At 64.9% G+C, this 19,386-nt stretch carries 18 protein-coding genes; 12 read left to right on the top strand and 6 right to left on the bottom strand.

Features of this window, described 5'->3' with window-relative positions; all coding sequences use genetic code 11:
* Window positions 1–102: 102 nt before the first annotated feature.
* Entirely contained in the window at window positions 103–1,527 is a 1,425-nt protein-coding gene (locus tag ACXHGZ_RS13410; protein ID WP_480460245.1) for a lytic transglycosylase domain-containing protein, read from the bottom strand.
* 100 nt (window positions 1,528–1,627) lie between these two features.
* Complete coding sequence (gene gloB, locus ACXHGZ_RS13405; RefSeq protein WP_480460244.1) at window positions 1,628–2,395, bottom strand: hydroxyacylglutathione hydrolase; 768 nt, start codon at window positions 2,393–2,395, stop codon at window positions 1,628–1,630.
* An 83-nt stretch (window positions 2,396–2,478) separates the two neighbouring features.
* On the opposite strand from gloB, the gene ACXHGZ_RS13400 reads away from it, so the two are divergent.
* The 4 genes from ACXHGZ_RS13400 to ACXHGZ_RS13385 all read left to right on the top strand — a co-directional run bounded on the left by ACXHGZ_RS13400 (window position 2,479) and on the right by ACXHGZ_RS13385 (window position 7,127).
* Window positions 2,479–3,237, top strand: coding sequence for a class I SAM-dependent methyltransferase (locus ACXHGZ_RS13400; protein WP_084854706.1), 759 nt, complete (start codon window positions 2,479–2,481; stop codon window positions 3,235–3,237).
* 31 nt (window positions 3,238–3,268) lie between these two features.
* On the top strand, window positions 3,269–3,715 hold the full coding sequence (rnhA, locus tag ACXHGZ_RS13395) for a ribonuclease HI (RefSeq protein ID WP_196145729.1): 447 nt from the start codon (window positions 3,269–3,271) through the stop codon (window positions 3,713–3,715).
* Between the two features lie 337 nt (window positions 3,716–4,052).
* A complete protein-coding gene (gene dnaQ, locus ACXHGZ_RS13390) occupies window positions 4,053–4,757 on the top strand; it encodes a DNA polymerase III subunit epsilon (protein WP_480464053.1) in 705 nt (234 codons plus the stop codon).
* Between the two features lie 108 nt (window positions 4,758–4,865).
* Window positions 4,866–7,127 (top strand): Orn/Lys/Arg family decarboxylase, encoded by a 2,262-nt coding sequence (locus ACXHGZ_RS13385; RefSeq protein ID WP_480460243.1) that lies wholly within the window; start codon window positions 4,866–4,868, stop codon window positions 7,125–7,127.
* Here ACXHGZ_RS13385 and ACXHGZ_RS13380 read toward each other — a convergent pair.
* A complete protein-coding gene (locus ACXHGZ_RS13380; RefSeq protein WP_084854710.1) occupies window positions 7,111–7,329 on the bottom strand; it encodes a hypothetical protein in 219 nt (72 codons plus the stop codon). The genes ACXHGZ_RS13385 and ACXHGZ_RS13380 overlap by 17 nt on opposite strands.
* 155 nt (window positions 7,330–7,484) lie before the next feature.
* On the opposite strand from ACXHGZ_RS13380, the gene ACXHGZ_RS13375 reads away from it, so the two are divergent.
* The gene (locus tag ACXHGZ_RS13375) at window positions 7,485–8,045 is read left to right on the top strand and encodes an NADPH-dependent FMN reductase (protein WP_084854711.1); all 561 of its coding nucleotides are present in this window, start codon (window positions 7,485–7,487) and stop codon (window positions 8,043–8,045) included.
* 82 nt (window positions 8,046–8,127) lie between these two features.
* Here ACXHGZ_RS13375 and ACXHGZ_RS13370 read toward each other — a convergent pair whose 3' ends face one another.
* From ACXHGZ_RS13370 to ACXHGZ_RS13360, 3 genes are all read right to left on the bottom strand, one after another.
* Window positions 8,128–9,099, bottom strand: coding sequence for an IS110 family RNA-guided transposase (locus ACXHGZ_RS13370; RefSeq protein WP_480460242.1), 972 nt, complete (start codon window positions 9,097–9,099; stop codon window positions 8,128–8,130).
* Between the two features lie 282 nt (window positions 9,100–9,381).
* Window positions 9,382–10,209, bottom strand: a complete 828-nt coding sequence (gene phnX, locus ACXHGZ_RS13365; RefSeq protein WP_084854712.1) for a phosphonoacetaldehyde hydrolase — start codon at window positions 10,207–10,209, stop codon at window positions 9,382–9,384.
* A gap of 37 nt (window positions 10,210–10,246) precedes the next feature.
* Window positions 10,247–11,353, bottom strand: coding sequence for a 2-aminoethylphosphonate--pyruvate transaminase (locus ACXHGZ_RS13360; protein WP_084854713.1), 1,107 nt, complete (start codon window positions 11,351–11,353; stop codon window positions 10,247–10,249).
* A gap of 112 nt (window positions 11,354–11,465) precedes the next feature.
* Between ACXHGZ_RS13360 and ACXHGZ_RS13355 the strand changes: the two genes are divergently transcribed.
* The 7 genes from ACXHGZ_RS13355 to ACXHGZ_RS13325 all read left to right on the top strand — a co-directional run bounded on the left by ACXHGZ_RS13355 (window position 11,466) and on the right by ACXHGZ_RS13325 (window position 19,375).
* The gene (locus ACXHGZ_RS13355; RefSeq protein WP_480460240.1) at window positions 11,466–12,329 is read left to right on the top strand and encodes a LysR substrate-binding domain-containing protein; all 864 of its coding nucleotides are present in this window, start codon (window positions 11,466–11,468) and stop codon (window positions 12,327–12,329) included.
* Window positions 12,330–12,480: 151 nt separating this feature from the next.
* Window positions 12,481–13,509 carry an AraC family transcriptional regulator gene (locus ACXHGZ_RS13350; protein WP_480460239.1) on the top strand — a complete coding sequence of 343 codons (1,029 nt, stop codon included), beginning with the start codon at window positions 12,481–12,483 and terminating at the stop codon, window positions 13,507–13,509.
* Between the two features lie 310 nt (window positions 13,510–13,819).
* Window positions 13,820–15,466, top strand: a complete 1,647-nt coding sequence (locus ACXHGZ_RS13345; RefSeq protein ID WP_480460238.1) for an AMP-binding protein — start codon at window positions 13,820–13,822, stop codon at window positions 15,464–15,466.
* A gap of 12 nt (window positions 15,467–15,478) precedes the next feature.
* The gene (locus tag ACXHGZ_RS13340) at window positions 15,479–16,246 is read left to right on the top strand and encodes an SDR family NAD(P)-dependent oxidoreductase (RefSeq protein ID WP_480460237.1); all 768 of its coding nucleotides are present in this window, start codon (window positions 15,479–15,481) and stop codon (window positions 16,244–16,246) included.
* Window positions 16,247–16,258: 12 nt separating this feature from the next.
* Window positions 16,259–17,452, top strand: coding sequence for an acetyl-CoA C-acyltransferase (locus ACXHGZ_RS13335; RefSeq protein WP_480460236.1), 1,194 nt, complete (start codon window positions 16,259–16,261; stop codon window positions 17,450–17,452).
* 8 nt (window positions 17,453–17,460) lie between these two features.
* Window positions 17,461–18,588 (top strand): acyl-CoA dehydrogenase, encoded by a 1,128-nt coding sequence (locus ACXHGZ_RS13330; protein ID WP_480460235.1) that lies wholly within the window; start codon window positions 17,461–17,463, stop codon window positions 18,586–18,588.
* Between the two features lie 13 nt (window positions 18,589–18,601).
* Complete coding sequence (locus ACXHGZ_RS13325) at window positions 18,602–19,375, top strand: enoyl-CoA hydratase (RefSeq protein ID WP_043213863.1); 774 nt, start codon at window positions 18,602–18,604, stop codon at window positions 19,373–19,375.
* Window positions 19,376–19,386 lie beyond the last annotated feature (11 nt).

Below are 19,386 nucleotides of genomic sequence, written 5' to 3'. Positions count from 1 at the left end.
GCTTTGCAGCCCTTTCGTGGCGCAGGCCGCTCGGGGTGCGCCATACCTGTAGGAGCGGCCTTGTGCCGCGAAAGGGCCGCGCAGCGGCCCTGGGCACTCGGATCAGTGCGACAGGTAGACGGTCAGTGTCTGCCCAGGCTTGAGCGCATGCCCGCTGCGCGGGTTCCAGCGCTTGAGGTGTTTCATCTCGACATTGAAGCGCTTGGCTACCGCATAGAGCGAGTCACCCTTGCGGACCTTGTATTGGGTAGAACGCTGCTTGGACGACGCGACGCGGTTGGCGGCGCCGCTCGAACTGCCGCCGCGCAGGGCAAGCACCTGCCCGGCCTTGACGCGGTTGCCGGAAAGGCGGTTCCAGCGCTGCAGGTCACGTACCGAGACGCGGTGAGCCTTGGCGATGCTGCTCAGGTTGTCGCCACGCTTGACCCGATAGCTGCGCGCCTTCACCGGTGCCTTGGCCTCGGCCAGGGCGGCCTGGAACACTGCCTTGTTCGGTTGCAGGCTGACCAGTTCCTCAGGCTTGAGGTTGGACAGGCTGTCGGACAGCAACTGCGCCTTGGCGGTGGGCACCAGCAACTGCTTGGGACCGTCCACGGTCATGCGTTTCTTGAAGGCCGGGTTGAGCTGGATCAGCTCGTCTTCGTCGATATCGGCGAACGCGGCGACCCGGGACAGGTCCAGGCGTTCGTTGATGGCGACAGCTTCGAAGTAGGGCTCGTTGGCGATCGGGCTGAGGTTCACGCCATAGGCCTCGGGGGTCAGCACCACCTGCGAAAGGGCCAGCAGCTTGGGCACGTAGTCGCGGGTTTCCTGGGGCAGGGGCAGGTTCCAGTAGTCGGTGGGCAGGCCCAGGCGCTCGTTGCGCTCGATGGCCCGGCTGACCGTGCCTTCGCCGGCATTGTAGGCCGCCAGGGCCAGCAGCCAGTCGCCGTTGAACATGTCGTGCAGGCGGCCCAGGTAGTCCAGCGCGGCGTTGGTCGATGCGGTGATGTCGCGGCGCCCGTCATAGAAGTTGGTCTGGCGCAGCTTGAAGTGGCGGCCGGTGGACGGGATGAACTGCCACAGGCCGACCGCATGGGCGCGGGAATAGGCCATCGGGTTGTAGGCGCTCTCGATCGCCGGCAGCAGGGCCAGCTCCAGCGGCATGTCGCGTTCTTCGAGGCGCTCGACGATGTAGTGCAAGTAGAGGCTGCCGCGCTCGCCCGCGCTCTCCAGGAACGTAGGGTTGCTGGCGAACCACAGGCGCTGTTGCTCGATGCGCGGGTTGACCCCGATGTCGTCCTGCAGGGCGAAGCCCTGTCGCATGCGCTCCCAGACATCCTGCGGCGCCTGCTCGACTGGCTTGACCAGCAGTGGGGCAGGCTTGTGCTTGACCCGCGCCTGGTAGCTTGCGCGAACGCTGTCGGATTCGTCGTGCTGACGGCTGCTCTGGCAGCCCACCAGGGTGGCGGCCAGGGCCAGCGCACTGATTTGGGCCAGACGCGTCAGGGCGACGGATTGAGAGGTTCTGCGGCTACGGGAAGACATCGGCTGGGACAGGTTTCCGGGCGAAAAATTTCGGCGATTCTAGAAACCGGTCCCCGCGTGGTCAACCTTTGACCACGCCTTGCGATATATCGTGGGGTTATCAGAAGGTGTCTTTCCAAGACCTCAAGGCAGCAAAAACAGCGGCTTGGCTTGGATTGGAATGCCCCTTCCATTCGTCTGCTTTTTGTTTAACGGATGTTTCAGCCGTGCGAAGAAAGGGATTGGTAGCGCGTTCCAGAGCGATGGTGGATGGCAAAGTGATGCGATCGTTGGCGCGCAAGCGGGTAACGTCGTCGAACCGTTGACCCAGCTCGCGGTTCGAAGGTTCCACTGCCTTGGCAAAGCGCAGGTTGCTCAGGGTGTACTCATGGGTGCAATACACCTGGGTTTCGGCCGGCAGCGCGGCCAGGCGCGACAGGGACTGGTGCATCTGCTCGGGGGTGCCTTCGAACAATCGGCCGCAGCCGCCAGCGAACAGGGTATCGCCACAGAACAGCAGCGGCGCACCGTAGTAGGCGATGTGCCCCAGGGTGTGGCCTGGCACGGCGATGACCTGGAAGTCCATGCCCAGCACCTGGACCCGGTCGCCGTCGTCCAGCGCCAGGTCGCGGGCCGGGATGCGCTCGTTGGCCGGCCCGCAGACCCGCGCCCCGGTCGCTTGCTTGAGGGTTTGCACGCCGCCGACGTGGTCATGGTGATGATGGGTCACCAGGATGTCTTCCAGCACCCAGCCGGGGTGGGCCTCGAGCCATTCGAGCACAGGGCTGGCATCGCCTGGGTCGACCACCGCGCAGCGGCGTTTGGCAGTATCCTGTAACAGCCAGATGTAATTGTCGGAGAAAGCGGGAAGAGCATCGATCTGTATCATGTGCGTAACCGAATCGCCTGGCGTGAACATGAAGGCATCTTAACTGCGATGGCGCAGGGGGAGAACCTTCGAGGGAGAACGCAATGACCGACAAAGCCTTTGCCCAGGCCGATCCTGACTGGATCGAACTGACTTGCCTGGCCCGTGACTGGTTCGATGGGCCGCTGGGGCAGATGATGCTGCGCGAGGAGGAAAAACTCCTCGAGGACGAGCTTGGCCGCTTTTTCGGCGGCTTCCTGGTGCACTACGGCCCGTGCGCTGAACCGGCGCCCAACGCGCCGCAGGTACAGCGCAACGTGCGCCTCGGTGCGCCGTTGCCGGGGGTGGAGATCGTCTGCGAGGAGCAGGCCTGGCCGCTTTCCGAGCACGCCGCCGACGTGGTGGTGCTGCAACACGGCCTGGACTTCAGCCTGTCGCCCCACAGCCTGCTGCGCGAAGCGGCCAGCGCGGTACGCCCCGGTGGCCACCTGTTGATCGTCGGGATCAACCCTTGGAGCAGCTGGGGCATCCGCCACTGGTTCAGCCGCGGCGCCCTGCGCAAGGCGCGCTGCATCTCGCCTTCGCGGCTTGGCGACTGGCTCAACCTGCTGGGCTTCGCGCTGGAGAAACGCCGCTTCGGGTGCTATCGTCCGCCGCTTGCCTCGCCGGCCTGGCAACAACGCCTGGCCGGGTGGGAGCGCATGGCTGGTGGTTGGCAGGGCGCCGGCGGCGGCGTCTACCTGGTGGTGGCGCGCAAGATGGTGGTGGGCCTGCGGCCGCTGCGCCAGGAGCGGCGCGAGCCGATGGGCAAGCTGCTGCCGTTGCCGCTGGCCAAGGTCAACCGCCGCCATAGCGAGCCTTGAGGGCCTGGCGTCGATAACACAGAGCGAGTACATGAGCGATAGCGTCGAGATCTACACCGATGGTGCCTGCAAGGGCAACCCGGGCCCGGGTGGCTGGGGTGTGCTGATGATTTACAAGGGCGTCGAGAAGGAGCTGTGGGGCGGCGAGCGCGAGACCACCAACAACCGCATGGAGCTCATGGCGGCGATCCAGGGTTTGATGGCCCTCAAGCGCGAATGCGAGGTGGTGCTGACCACCGATTCGCAGTACGTGATGAAGGGCATCAACGAATGGATGGCCAACTGGAAGAAGCGCGGTTGGAAAACCGCCGCCAAGGAGCCGGTGAAGAACGCCGACCTGTGGCAACAGCTCGACGAGCAGGTCAATCGGCACAAAGTGACCTGGAAGTGGGTGCGCGGGCACATCGGCCACCCGGGCAACGAGCGCGCCGACCAACTGGCCAACCGCGGCGTCGACGAGGTCCGCGCCAAGCGTTGAATCACTGGAGTGGGGGCCGCTTCGCGCCCCATCGCCGGCAAGCCGGCTCCCACTTGTACTGTGCTATTTCAGAAACATCGCCATACCTGCTTGCCAGCGATGGGCCGAGACAAGCAATCCAAGACAGTTGCCCCTGCCTGTCTCGCTGGTCTTGCAAGCACCGCTGTACCTGTGGGAGCCGGCTTGCCGGCGATACCGCGAAGCTAATGTATGGGTGGAGCTTGCAGCCTGTCGTTTGGGTTACAATCCCCGGCTTCGTCATGTGATGCAAGTTGGAGCCACCCGCGTGGAGCAGCAAGTCAACCGGTACGTCGTCCTCGATACCGAAACCACCGGTATGCCGGTCAGTGAAGGCCATCGGATCATCGAGATCGGCTGCGTCGAGGTCATCGGCCGGCGCCTGACCGGGCGCAACTTCCACGTCTACCTGCAACCGGACCGCGAGAGTGACGAGGGCGCGATCGGGGTACACGGCATCACCGATGCCTTCCTGGTCGGCAAGCCGCGTTTCGCCGATGTCGCCGAAGAGTTCTTCGAATACATCCAGGGCGCGCACCTGGTCATCCACAACGCGGCGTTCGACGTTGGTTTCATCAACAACGAATTCGCCCTGCTGGGGCAGCACGACCGTGCCGACATATCCCAGCATTGCACCATCATCGATACCCTGATGCTGGCGCGGGCCCGCCACCCGGGCCAGCGCAACAGCCTCGACGCGTTGTGCAAACGCTACGGCATCGACAACTCCGGCCGTGAACTGCACGGCGCACTGCTCGACTCGGAGCTGCTGGCCGACGTCTACCTGGCGATGACCGGTGGCCAGACCAGCCTGTCGCTGGCGGCCCACGGTGTCGAGGGCGACGAAGGCGGTGAGGGTGGCACCGGCAGTGAGATCCGGCGGATCGTCGGGCGCCAGCCGGGGCGGGTGATCATGGCCAGCGCCGAAGAGCTCGAGGCCCATGCCGAGCGCCTGGCGGCGATCGCCAAGTCGGCGGGTGCGCCGTCGATGTGGCAGGCGTTGACCGAGCCTGCCGCAGGCTGACGTCTGGGGCCGTGTAGCGGCCCCCAGGTTCTTGGCCCAACTCGCAGCCTGATCGGCCAGCTTCTACCCTGAAAGGACGGACCCGTCCTTCGGAGGTAGTACCGCGCCATGTACAAGGACCTGAAATTCCCCATCCTCATCGTCCACCGCGCCATCAAGGCCGATAGCGTCGCCGGTGAGCGGGTGCGCGGCATCGCCGATGAGCTGGCCCAGGACGGTTTCGCCATTCTCGCGGCAGCCGACCAGGCAGAGGCCCGCCTGGTGGCTGCGACCCATCACGGCCTGGCCTGCATGCTGATCGCCGCCGAAGGCGTCGGAGAGGACACCCGCCTGCTGCAGAACATGGCCGAGCTGATCCGCCTGGCCCGGCAACGCGCCCCGAACCTGCCCATCTTCGCCCTCGGCGAACAGGTGACGCTGGAGAATGCCCCCGCCGAGGCCATGAGCGAGCTCAATCAGCTGCGTGGCATACTCTACCTGTTCGAAGATACCGTCCCTTTTCTCGCTCGCCAGGTGGCCCGCGCCGCGCACAACTACCTGGACGGCCTGCTGCCGCCATTCTTCAAGGCCCTGGTGCAGCACACCGCGCAATCGAACTACTCCTGGCATACGCCTGGCCACGGCGGTGGCGTGGCCTACCGCAAGAGCCCGGTAGGCCAGGCATTCCACCAGTTCTTCGGGGAAAACACCTTGCGCTCGGACCTGTCGGTCTCGGTGCCCGAGCTCGGCTCGCTGCTCGATCATACGGGCCCCCTGGCCGAGGCCGAAGCCAGGGCCGCGCGCAACTTCGGCGCCGACCACACCTTCTTCGTGATCAACGGCACCTCCACCGCCAACAAGATCGTGTGGCACGCCATGGTCGGGCGTGACGACCTGGTCCTGGTGGACCGCAACTGCCATAAGTCGGTGGTGCACGCCATCATCATGACCGGCGCCATCCCGCTCTACCTGTGCCCGGAACGCAACGAGCTGGGCATCATCGGGCCGATCCCGCTGGGCGAATTCAGCCCGGCGTCGATCCAGGCGAAGATCGACGCCAATCCACTGGCCCGGGGGCGAACGTCGCGCATCCGCCTGGCCGTGGTGACCAACTCGACCTACGACGGGCTGTGCTACCACGCCGGGCTGATCAAACAGGTACTGGGCACCCGGGTCGAGGTCCTGCATTTCGACGAGGCCTGGTTCGCCTACGCCGCATTCCACGAATTCTTCGCCGGCCGCTACGCCATGGGCACCCCGCGAGGCGAGGACAGCCCGTTGCTGTTCAGCACCCATTCCACCCACAAGCTGCTGGCGGCGTTCAGCCAGGCGTCGATGATCCACGTGCAGGACGGCAGCCTACGGCAGTTGGACTGCGACCGTTTCAACGAAGCCTTCATGATGCACATTTCCACCTCGCCGCAGTACAGCATCCTGGCGTCGCTGGACGTTGCCTCGACCATGATGGAGGGGCCGGCCGGCACCTCGCTGCTGCAGGAAATGTTCGACGAGGCCCTGAGCTTTCGCCGAGCCCTGGCCAACCTGCGCGAGCACATCGCTGCCGATGACTGGTGGTTCAGCATCTGGCAGCCGCCAGCGACCGAGGGTGCCCAGCGCCTGGCCGCCGAGGATTGGCTGCTGCAACCGGGCGCCGAGTGGCACGGCTTCGGCGAGGTTGGGCAGGACTACGTGCTGCTCGATCCACTGAAGGTCACCCTGGTGATGCCAGGGCTGACGGTGGGCGGTGCCTTGGGTGAGCACGGCATCCCGGCAGCGGTGGTGGGCAAGTTCCTCTGGGAGCGGGGGCTGGTGGTGGAGAAGACGGGCTTGTACAGCTTCCTGGTGCTGTTCTCCATGGGGATCACCAAGGGCAAGTGGAGCACCTTGCTCACCGAGTTGCTTGAGTTCAAGCGCCACTACGATGGCAACACGGCCCTGGGCCAATGCCTGCCGAGCGTGATGGCGGTCGACCCGTCACGCTACCAGGGCCTGGGGCTGCGCGATCTGTGCGACCAACTGCATGGGTGCTACTGGGCCAACGCCACGGCCAAGCAGCTCAAGCGCCTGTTCACCTGCTTGCCGGAAATGGCCATGACCCCGGCCCAGGCCTACGACCGGATGGTGCGCGGGGAGGTGGAGGCAGTGCCGATCGAGGCCTTGCTGGGGCGGGTGGCCGCCGTGATGCTCGTGCCGTACCCACCGGGCATCCCGTTGATCATGCCCGGCGAGCGCTTCACCGAGGCCACGCGTTCGATCATCGACTACCTGGCCTTCGCCCGGGCCTTCGACAGCGGCTTCCCTGGCTTCGTCGCCGATGTCCATGGCCTGCAGCGCGAGGATCATGGCCAGGGGCGGGTGTACACGGTCGACTGCATCAAGGAATGCGGATGAGTTCGACGCCGCTGTGGGCCAATTCGAAACGGTCTTCGCCCAGGTGGCGGACGCGGTCGCCGACAGGCAGGCGGTAGGTCACGATCGGCGCACCGAGGCTGCTGCCGTCGGCCTGGAGGGTGGACTCCTGGTACTCATGCACGGGGTAGATACGGCCCTCGGCGTCACGTGCGTGGAATTGGCCGACCAGTATTGCTGCCATTTGCGGGAAAACCTCTGAAATTTTTGGGAAATAGCTGCAGGCATAGACCCGTGCAGGCGGCTGGAAGTTTTCTGTTGATGGCAAAAAAACTCTGGTGGCGGGGATCGGTCATCTATAACTACAACTTTCCCTAGCCAGCAGAGGTTGCAAACACCATGAGCCAGGTCTATTCGGTAGCGGTCGTCGTCGGCAGCTTGCGCAAGGAGTCCTACAACCGCAAGGTGGCCCGGGCCCTCGGGGAGCTGGCGCCGTCCAGCCTCGCCCTGAAGATCGTCGAGATCGGCGACCTGCCGCTGTACAACGAAGACGTCGAGGCCGAGGGTGCACCGGAAGCCTGGACCCGTTTTCGCGATGAGATCCGCCGCAGCGACGCGGTGTTGTTCGTAACGCCCGAGTACAACCGTTCGGTGCCGGGCGGCCTGAAGAATGCTATCGATGTCGGCTCGCGGCCTTATGGCCAGAGCGCCTGGAGCGGCAAGCCGGCGGCGGTGGTGAGCGTCTCGCCCGGCGCCATCGGGGGCTTTGGCGCCAACCATGGCGTGCGCCAGTCCCTGGTGTTCCTGGACATGCCGTGCATGCAGATGCCCGAGGCGTACATCGGCGGGGCGGCGAGCCTGTTCGACGAATCGGGCAAGCTCAATGACAAGACCCGGCCGTTCCTGCAGGCGTTCATCGACAAGTTCGCGGCGTGGGTGAAGCTCAACCGCGCCGTTTGACCTGATCGGGGCTGCTTTGCAGCCCTTTCGCGGCACAAGGCCCACAGGAAGCGCGATGTACCTGTAGATACCGTCTTGACCCTCACCCCGCAAGGGCGATTTGAGGGTCAAACGGTTTACCGGACTTCACCACGCCATACACCAGGTGCAAAAGCTTGCGCATAGCAGCGCAAACTATCTGCTTATAGGCTTTACGCCGGCTGTTCAAACGCTCTGCCAGTGCCTTCACGACCGGGTTGTGTCTGATCGAGACCGTGCCTGACATCCACAAGCCGGCGCGCAGCCTCGGCGCTCCTGTGCGAGAAATGGTCGATTGGCCAATCTTCTCCCCCGATTGATGGATCATCGGGTTCAGACCTGCAAACGCAACAATGGCTGACGGGCTTTCGTATTTCAGCGGATCACCCAGTTCTGCGAGGATCAGTGCGGCTGTGGTATCACCCAGACCATCAATCGATGTAATCAGTTTTCGCCGTTGGCGCAGATCCGGATCGTCATCGATCGTCTGCTCAATCGCCTTGCGGGTTTTCTCTATTTCTTCGGTGATATGCCCAATTACAGCTCTGATTGACTCCTGCACAGCTGTCTGCGCCACATCCAGACGGTTCTGCTCCATCTGCTGCATTTCTTTCAGGTCGTCCAGACGCCGTACTAAGGCCCGCAAACGCCGCTGAGCTGGCGGCTCAGGCTCCCACTGACGGAGCTCATCCTGTTTTTGCTGGCCATAAGCAGCAATAACTTTGGCATCAGCCTTATCGGTTTTGACGCGTCGAAGGTCGGCCTCGGCAAACTTGGCAATTACGGCGGGATTCAGAATGCACACCCGGTAACCCTTGGCATGAAGGCAATCGGCAAGCGCCTCGTGATAAGTGCCAGTAGCCTCCATGACAACCCAGGCACGCGGTTCGGCATGTTTCTCAAGCCAGGTTGCGAACTGCTCAAAACCACTCGGATCATTGGACAGCTTGGCCTTGGTGCGAACCTTCCCATTGGGAAGTGGAGTCGCAATATCGAAGGATCGCTTGGCTACATCGACGCCAACAACAACAGACATGATCTTCTCCTTCAGACAACGAAAGTTCGATCACCCAGCACTCGGTTCAACCTTGTGAATGCGTGCTCACGCCGGGGGCGGGCACTAGATACCGTTCGAACTGTTCGAGTGGGGTTGGAGGGTCTGAGCGTTATCTACAATACGGGCTCGATGCCCTTGGAGCGGCTCCGCTTCATGACCCTCCCTCGATGATCAGTCGAGAACTTTCGCCTCTTGGAAGGCGAAAGTCGAGATACAAGGAGCGGCCTTGTGCCGCGAAAGGGCCGCAAAGCGGCCCCGGCATTACGACGCCTGCGGCATTTCGCCCTTGGCCAGGCGACGATTGATGTCGGCGATGACTTCGGGCAGCTCGTTGATGGTGTCGATCAGGTAGTGCGGGCGGGAGCTTTCGAACATCGCGTGGATGCGCTTGCGCTCGCTTTCCAGCTTCTCGGCGCTCAGGGCGCGGTAGCCTTCCCAGGTCAGGCCCAGGGCGTTGCCCGAGCATACCAGGGCAACGGTCCACATGCCGGCGCGACGGCCTTCGAGGATGCCCGGCACGGTGTCGTCGACTTTTACGCAAGCGGCCACATCATCGATGCCCAGGGCGATCACGTTGGCCAGGGCCTGGGCCGGCCATGGGCGGCCATTGGGGGTTTCGTCGGTGGCCACCACGTGGTCGGCGACATAGCCGTTCTGTTTGGCCAGCTCCACCACCTTGTCCATCACCACTTTCGGGTAGCCGGAGCAGGAGCCGATCTTCAGGCCGTCCTTGCGCAGGCCCGTGAGGGTGTCCAGGGCGCCGGGGATCAGCGCCGAATGCACGGCGATCTTCTCGATCTGCAGCGGCATGAAGCGCTCATAGATGGCCGTGACATCGTCGTCGGTCGGCGTACGGCCGAACACCTTGCGGTAGCGTTCGGCGATTTCGGGCACATTGCACAGGGTGCGGATGTGATCCCACTTGCCCATGCCCATCGGGCCACGGGCTTCTTCGATGGACACCTGGACGTCGAACTCGGCGAAGGCCTCGACGAAGATCTGGGTCGGGGCGAAGGAGCCGAAGTCGACCACGGTGCCGGCCCAGTCGAGGATGGCGGCTTGCAGCTGGGTGGGGTTGCTGTAGTTCATGTGCGCGGTTTCCTGGCAATTCGGGTCGGTCGTTGAGTTAGATGTCCAGCACTTCCATTTCCCGCAGCACTTCGGCTACGGCGTCGACGGCAGCTTGCATGCCTTCGGCTCCCACCACGCCGATGCAGCCGACGCGGAAGGTTTCCACCTGGGTCAGCTTGCCCGGGTAGAGGATGAAGCCCTTGGCCTTGACCCGCTCGTAGAAGTCCTTGAACTGGTAGCGGGCGTCTTTGGGGGCATGGAAGGTAACGATGATCGGTGCCTGGATCTCGGCGGGCAGGAAGCTGCGCAGGCCGATCTTGGCCATGCCATCGAGCAGGGTCTTGCAGTTATCGGCATAGCGCTGGTGGCGCGCTGGCAAGCCGCCTTCCTCGTTGTATTGCACCAGGGCTTCGTGCAGGGCGGCGACCACATGGGTCGGCGGGGTGAAGCGCCACTGGCCGGTCTTGGCCATGTACGCCTGCTGGTCCTGCAGGTCCATCGCCAAAGAATGGCTGTTGCCTTCGGCGGCGGCCAAGGCGTTCTTCTCAGCGAAGACGAAGCCCATGCCTGGCACACCTTCCAGGCACTTGCCGGAGGCAGCGATCAGGGCTTCGAACGGCACTTCGCTGGCATCGATCGGCAGGGCGCCGAAGGAACTCATGGCATCGATGACCAGGCGTTTGCCGTGGCGTTTGACCACCTGGGCGATCTCCGGCAGCGGGTTGAGGATGCCGGTGCTGGTTTCGCAGTGGATCAGCGCCACGTGGGTGACGGCGGGGTCGGCGGCCAGCAGGCGGTCGACATCGGCAGCGGTGGTCGGCTGGTCTTCGGCAGTCTCGAAGGTGCTGTAGGCACGGCCCAGGACCTTGCAGATCTTCGCCAGGCGCTGGCCATAGGCACCGTTGATCAATACCAGGACCTTGCCATCGCGCGGTACCAGGGTGCCGATGGCCGCTTCCACGGCGAAGGTGCCACTGCCTTGCAGCGGGACGCAGTGGTGGGTGGCGTTGCCGTTGACGATGGCCAGCAGTTGTTCGCACAGACTGGCGGTCAGTTGGTTGAAGTCGCGGTCCCAGGAGCCCCAGTCCACCAGCATGGCTTGGCGGGTGCGGGAAGAGGTGGTCAGTGGGCCGGGGGTCAGCAGGATCGGGGCGTTGCTCATTCCGTTATTCCTCACAAGCGGTGGGCTGAAACTACGGGGCCTAAGTTGCAATTTGCCGCTCCATCAATCAAATTGTTTGTTGTTATGCCAGCCATAAGTCAGGCCGATAGACATGAACCTGTTCCAGCTGCGTGCCTTCGATGCGGTGGCCCGTGAAGGCAGCTTCACCCGTGCTGCAGAGCGCCTGTTCATCAGCCAGCCGGCGGTGACCGGGCATGTGAAGGCCCTTGAAGAGCACTACCAGATCACCTTGTTGCGACGCACCGCACGGCGGGTGGAACTGACCGAGGAGGGCACGCGCCTGGCGGCCATCACCCGGGCGATGTTCAGCCTGGCCGAAGAAGCCCAGGCCATGCTCGAGGCCAACCGGCAGTTGCTGACCGGGCGCCTGGAAGTGGCGGCGGACGGGCCCCACCGGGTGATGCCGATGCTGGGCATGCTGAGGGCGCGCTACCCGGGTATCACCGTCAACCTGCGCCTGGGCAACGCCCAGGAAACCCTGGCGGCGCTGGTGTCCGAGCATGCCGACGTGGCGGTGCTGACCGAGGTCGAACCGCGCAAAGGCCTGTACCTGCAAAGCCTGGGCGAGTCGCGTATCTGTGCATTGTTGCCAGTGGGTCACCCGTGGGCGGTCGGCGAGGGGGACCTGCCCCTGGCGGAGCTGGACCGGCAGATCATGGTGTTGCGCGAGCCCAGTTCGATCACCCGGCGTACCTTCGACCAGGCCTGCGGCGAAGCCAAGGTGCAGCCTCGGGTGCTGCTGGAGCTGGACAGCCGCGAGGCGGTCACCGAGGCGGTGGCGGCGGAGCTGGGGATCGGTATCGTGTCGTCGATGGAGGTGGCCCATGACCCACGGGTGGTGGCGCGGCCGCTGGCGGGGGGAGGGTTGGTCAACCGGCACATGATCGGCTGCCTGGAGCGGCGCCGTGAGCTGCGGTTGATCCAGGCGTTCCTGGGGTTGGCGGCGAGCTTGTGAGCCTGTGCGGGCCCTATCGCGGGACGAGCCCGCTCCCACAGGTGCACCGCCGCCGTTAAGGGCAGTCCATACCTGTGGCGGCGGGCTCGTCCCGCGATAGGGCCCGCACTGGTAAGATCGGGGCTGAATAAACACAGGCGCTGGACGGCCAATGAGCGACAAAGACACCATTTCCATGCAACTGGTGCGCGAGGCACTGCTACAGACCTGCCCGGCCGGCCACCCCGATGCGCCCTTGCTGGCCCGCGCCGGCATCGATGCCGCCGAGCTCGAGCAGCCCGATGCCCGAGTCACCGCCGAGGCCTACGCCCGGCTCTGGCGCCTGTTGGCCCGGCGTTGCAACGACGAGTTCTTCGCCATGGACCCGCGCGGCCTGCGCACCGGGAGCCTGGCCTTCCTGTGCCGGGCGAGCATGGCGCAGCCAACGCTGGGCGCGGCGCTGGACACCGTGGTGAGTTTCCTCTCGCTGATGCTCGAAGACCTGCAACCGAGCCTGGTGCGCCAGCAGAGCCTGGCCGAGATCGTCATCTACGAGCCCCGTGACGAACCCCGGCGCGCCTTTACCTACTTCACTTTCTGGATGATCGTCCATGGCGTGGCCTGTTGGCTGGCCGGGCGGCGCATTCCGATCCTGGCCATCGACCTGCGTTGCGCCGAGCCGCCGTTCTGCGATGACTACCGGGTGATGTTTTCGGAAAACTTGCAGTTCGACCGGCCACGCACACGCATGATCTTCGCCGCCGATTGCCTGGACGTGCCCTTGCGCCGCACGCCTGAGGAACTGCAACGGTTCCTGGCCGAGGCGCCGGGCAATATCCTGGTCAAGTACCGCGACCCGGCCAGCTTGGCCCGGCGTATCCGCCACGACCTGCTGGCGCTGGACCCAGCCGCCTGGCCCGATGCCGAAGCGCTCGCGCGCCAGCTGTGCCTGTCCGTCTCGACCCTGCGTCGCCGCCTGGCCGATGAAGGCCAGACCTACCAGGGGCTCAAGGACAGCGTGCGGCGCCAGCTGGCAATTGCATGGCTGGCCGATTGCGAGGTGGCCTTGGGTACCATTGCCGAGCGCCTGGGCTTTGCCGACAGCAGCTCGTTCTACAAAGCGTTTCGCAAGTGGTTCGGTTGCAACCCTGGGCATTATCGCGAGCTGATCGGCGCCTGTGACGTCAAGCCATCGCCTTAGCCTGTCATCGCCGGCAAGCCGGCTCCCACAGGGATTTCGCAAGTCGTGAGAGCAGCGCAACCTCGGTGGGAGCTGGCGACAGCCTGCGATGGGCTGCAAAGCAGCCCCAAGCCCTCAAACGCTGGATCCCCAGGCTCAAGGAGCCGCTTTGCGGCCCATCGCAGGCTCCCACACATACGACGTCAGCGCTGGCCCTGCGGCCAAACCGGTCATCGCGATTGACAGGTTTGGCCATTGCCGGCCTGGGTGGTCGGCGCGAACATCGTCAGGCAACCAGTGCACTCCAATAAAAACAAGCAGGAGTCTGACGATGCGTGACTACGCTCAAGCCGCCCGTTCGTTCGATTACAGCCGGGCTGTCCAGCAGGCGCTACAAGGCAGCCTCGAGGCCATGAACGCCTGTGTCGAATGTTGCGACCGCCATGTCGGTGGCGACCGAACGGCGTTGGTCTGGGAAGATCGCGACGGCAACAGCGCGCGCTACAGTTTCGAGCAACTGCAGGCCCTGGCGGCGCGCTTGGCCAATGTCCTCAAGGGTCAGGGCGTGGCAGCGGGGGACCGGGTCGCCGGCCTGATGCCTCGTACCCCTGAATTGCTGGTGACCATCCTCGCCACCTGGCGCCTGGGCGCGGTCTACCAGCCACTGTTCACGGCGTTCGGCCCCAAGGCGATCGAGCACCGTCTTGAGCAATCCCATGCCCGGGTGGTGGTCACGGATCGCCACAACCGCCCCAAACTGGACGAGATGCAGGGCTGCCCGACGATCATCACCGTCGGTGCAACGGCCGGTGAGCTGGATTTCCACACCGCTGTCGACACTGCCGACGCTGACTGCGAGCCGGTGCTGCGCACAGGCGACGACCCGTTCCTGCTGATGTTCACCTCAGGCACCACAGGCCCCGCCAAGCCGCTGGAAGTGCCGCTGCGGGCCATCGTCGCGTTCCAGGGCTACATGCGCGATGCCATCGACCTGCGCCCGGAGGACCACTTCTGGAACCTGGCCGACCCCGGCTGGGCCTATGGCCTGTACTATGCGGTCACCGGCCCGTTGTCCCTGGGCCACGCCACTACGTTCTACGATGGCCCGTTCAGCGTCGAAAGCTGCGCGCGGATGATCGACAAACACGACATCAGCAACCTGGCCGGGTCGCCCACGGCCTATCGCCTGCTGATCGCTGCCGGCAGCGAGTTCTCGGCGCCGATCAAAGGCCGCCTGCGAGTGGTCAGTAGCGCCGGCGAGCCGCTCAACCCGGAGGTGATCCGCTGGTTCGCCGACGAGCTGGACGTGACCATTCACGACCATTACGGCCAGACCGAGCTGGGCATGGTGCTGTGCAATCACCACGCCCTGGTGCACTCGGTGCATCCCGGCTCGGCGGGTTTCGCTATTCCCGGCCACCGCATCGTGGTACTGGATGAGCAAGGCAATGAACGGCCGGCCGGGCAACCGGGGATCCTGGCGGTCGACCGCGAGCAATCGCCATTGTGCTGGTTCGGTGGCTACCACGGCCTGCCGACCAAGGCCTTCGTCGGCAAGTACTACCTGAGCGGCGACACCGTCGAGCTCAATATCGACGGCAGCATCAGCTTCGTCGGGCGCAGCGACGATGTGATCACCACATCCGGCTACCGGGTCGGGCCGTTCGATGTGGAAAGCGCGCTGATCGAACACCCCGCTGTGGTCGAGGCCGCCGTGATCGGCAAGCCCGACCCCGAGCGTACCGAGCTGATCAAGGCATTCGTGGTGCTGGCCAAGGGCGTCGAAGGCAGCGCCGAATTGCAAGAAACCTTGCGCCAGCATGTCCGCCAGCGCCTCTATGCCCATGCCTACCCCCGGGAAATCGAATTCGTCAGCGAGCTGCCCAAGACCCCGAGCGGCAAGCTGCAACGCTTCATCCTGCGCAACCAGGAAATCGCCCTACAACAAGCCGCGCTGGCCACCCGCGCCAGCGCCTGAAGGAACAACACCATGCACATAGCCAACAAACACTTCATCGTCAGCGGCGCCGCCTCCGGGCTCGGTGCTGCCACCGCGCAGATGCTGGTCGAAGCCGGCGCCAAGGTCATGCTGGTCGACCTCAATGCCGAGGCGGTCGCGGCCAAGGCCCGCGAGCTGGGCGAGCAGGCCCGCTTCGCTGTGGCCGACATCAGCGACGAGCAGGCCGCCCAGGCGGCGGTGCAGGCCGCCGTCAGCGCCTTCGGCAGCCTGCACGGGCTGGTCAACTGCGCCGGCATCGTCGGCGCTGAGAAGGTCCTGGGCAAACAAGGCCCCCATGGGCTGGCCAGTTTCGCCAAGGTCATCAACGTCAACTTGGTCGGCAGCTTCAACCTGCTGCGCCTGGCCGCCGCGGCCATGGCCGAGGGGCAGGCGGACGAAGGCGGCGAGCGTGGCGTGATCATCAACACCGCCTCCATCGCTGCCTACGACGGCCAGATCGGCCAGGCTGCCTATGCGGCCTCCAAGGGCGCCATCGCTAGCCTGACCTTGCCGGTCGCCCGTGAACTGGCGCGTTTCGGTATCCGCGTCATGACCATAGCCCCGGGCATCTTCGAAACGCCCATGATGGCCGGTATGACCCAGGAGGTCCGCGATTCGCTGGCCGCAGGCGTGCCATTCCCGCCGCGCCTGGGGCGCCCGCAGGAGTACGCAGCCCTGGCCCGCCATATCATCGAGAACAGCATGCTCAACGGCGAGGTGATCCGCCTCGACGGTGCCCTGCGCATGGCTGCCAAGTAAGGAGAACCGCACATGACTCTCGCCAACGACCCGATCGTCATTGTTAGCGCCGTGCGCACGCCCATGGGTGGCCTGCAGGGCGACCTCAAGAGCTTGACTGCACCGCAGCTGGGCGCCGCCGCCATTCGTGCAGCGGTCGAGCGCGCCGGTATCGCCAGCGACAGCGTCGAGCAGGTGCTGTTCGGCTGCGTGCTGCCGGCTGGGCTCGGCCAGGCGCCGGCCCGCCAGGCCGCCCTGGGTGCAGGTCTGGACAAGCACACCACCTGCACCACCTTGAACAAAATGTGCGGCTCGGGCATGCAGGCGGCGATCATGGCCCATGACCTGCTGCTGGCCGGCAGCGCCGATGTGGTGGTGGCCGGCGGCATGGAAAGCATGACCAATGCCCCGTACCTGCTGGACAAGGCCCGTGGCGGCTACCGCATGGGCCACGGCAAGATCATCGACCATATGTTCATGGATGGCCTGGAAGACGCCTACGACAAGGGGCGCCTGATGGGCACCTTCGCCGAGGATTGCGCCCAGGCCAATGGGTTCAGCCGCGAGGCCCAGGACCAGTTCGCCATCGCCTCGCTGACCCGCGCCCAGGACGCTATCAAGAACGGCCGCTTCGCCGCCGAGATCGTGCCGGTGGAGGTCACCGAGGGCAAGCAAATGCGCGTCATCCGTGACGACGAACAGCCGCCCAAGGCGCGCCTGGACAAGATCGCGCAACTGCGTCCGGCGTTCCGCGAAGGCGGTACGGTGACTGCCGCCAACTCCAGTTCCATCTCCGACGGTGCCGCTGCGTTGGTGCTGATGCGCCGCAGCGAAGCCGAAAAACGTGGCCTCAAGCCCTTGGCGGTGATCCACGGCCATGCGGCCTTCGCCGATACGCCGTCGCTGTTCCCCACCGCGCCGATCGGCGCCATCGACAAGCTGCTCAAACGCACCGGCTGGAACCTGGCCGAGGTGGACCTGTTCGAGATCAACGAAGCCTTCGCGGTGGTCACCCTGGCGGCCATGAAGCACCTGGACCTGCCCCACGAGAAGGTCAACATCCATGGCGGCGCCTGCGCCCTGGGCCACCCGATCGGCGCGTCCGGCGCACGGATCCTGGTGACCCTGCTGTCGGCCCTGCGCCAGAACAACCTGCGCCGTGGCGTGGCGGCCATCTGCATCGGCGGTGGCGAGGCCACGGCCATGGCCGTCGAATGCCTGTACTGAGGTGCGCCATGCTGGTAACTGACGAGCAACAACAGATCGCCGACGCCGTCCGCTCATTCGCGCAAGAGCGCCTGAAGCCCTTTGCCGAGCAATGGGACAAGGAACACCGCTTCCCCCGCGAGGCCATCGCCGAGATGGCTGACCTGGGCCTGTTCGGCATGCTGGTGCCAGAGCAGTGGGGTGGCAGCGACACGGGCTACGTGGCCTATGCCATGGCCCTGGAAGAAATCGCCGCCGGCGATGGTGCCTGCTCGACCATCATGAGCGTGCACAACTCGGTGGGTTGCGTGCCGATCCTGCGCTTTGGCAACGAGCAGCAGAAGACGCAGTTCCTGATGCCGTTGGCCAGCGGCCAGATGCTCGGGGCGTTCGCCCTGACCGAGCCCCAGGCCGGCTCCGACGCCAGCAGCCTGAAGACCCGGGCGCGCCGCGATGGCGACCACTATGTGCTCAGCGGTAGCAAACAGTTCATCACCTCCGGGCAGAACGCCGGGGTGGTGATCGTCTTTGCCGTGACCGACCCTGACGCCGGCAAGCGTGGCATCAGTGCGTTCATCGTGCCCACCGACTCACCGGGTTACCAGGTGGCGCGGGTCGAGGACAAGCTGGGCCAGCATGCCTCCGACACCTGCCAGATCGTGTTCGATGAAGTGCGTGTGCCGGTGGCGAACCGCCTGGGCGAGGAGGGCGAGGGCTACAAGATCGCCCTGGCCAACCTGGAAGGCGGGCGTATCGGCATCGCCGCCCAATCGGTGGGCATGGCCCGCGCGGCGTTCGAGGTGGCACGCGACTATGCCAACGAGCGACAGAGCTTCGGCAAGCCCCTGATCGAGCACCAGGCGGTGGCCTTCCGCCTGGCCGATATGGCCACGCGTATCGCCGTGGCCCGGCAGATGGTGCTGCATGCCGCGGCCCTGCGCGATGCTGGCCGCCCGGCGCTGGTGGAGGCGTCCATGGCGAAGCTTTTCGCCTCGGAAATGGCCGAAAAGGTCTGTTCGGACGCCTTGCAGACGCTCGGCGGATATGGCTATCTGAGTGACTTCCCGCTGGAACGGATCTACCGCGACGTTCGGGTCTGTCAGATCTACGAAGGCACCAGCGACATTCAGCGCATGGTCATTGCGCGCAATCTTTGAAGGAGCAGTCTGCATGGCATTCGAAACCATCCTGTTGGACATCCACGGCAAGGTCGGCCTGATCACCCTCAACCGCCCGCAGGCGCTCAACGCCCTGAACGCACAGATCGTCGGCGAGATCAACCAGGCCCTGGACCAACTCGAGCGAGACCCGAACATCGGCTGCGTGGTGCTCACCGGCTCCGCCAAGGCCTTCGCCGCAGGTGCCGACATCAAGGAAATGGCCGAGCTCAAGTACCCACAGATCTACGTAGAGGACCTGTTCAGCGACGCCGACCGCATCGCCAACCGCCGCAAGCCGATCATCGCCGCGGTGTCCGGCTTCGCCCTGGGCGGTGGTTGCGAACTGGCGATGATGTGCGACTTCATCCTGGCCGCCGATAACGCCAAGTTCGGCCAGCCGGAGATCAACCTGGGCGTGCTGCCGGGCATGGGCGGTACCCAGCGCCTGACCCGCGCGGTGGGCAAGGCCAAGGCCATGGAGCTGTGCCTGACCGGGCGCCTGATGGGTGCCGAAGAGGCCGAGCGCGCCGGGTTGGTGGCCCGCGTGGTGCCACAGGCTGAGCTGCTCGAGGAGGCCCTGAAGGTCGCCGCGACCATCGCCAGCAAATCCATCCCGGTGAGCATGATGGTCAAGGAAAGCGTCAACCGCGCCTTCGAAGTTACCCTGAGCGAGGGCGTGCGCTTCGAGCGTCGGGTGTTCCACGCAGCCTTCGCCACGGAGGATCAGAAAGAGGGCATGGCTGCCTTCATCGCCAAGCGCGAGGCGCAGTTCAAGGATCGGTGAGAACAGTCGGG

Source organism: Pseudomonas shiyinii (genome assembly GCF_056725765.1).
This window is presented reverse-complemented; position numbering and strand designations above follow the sequence as displayed.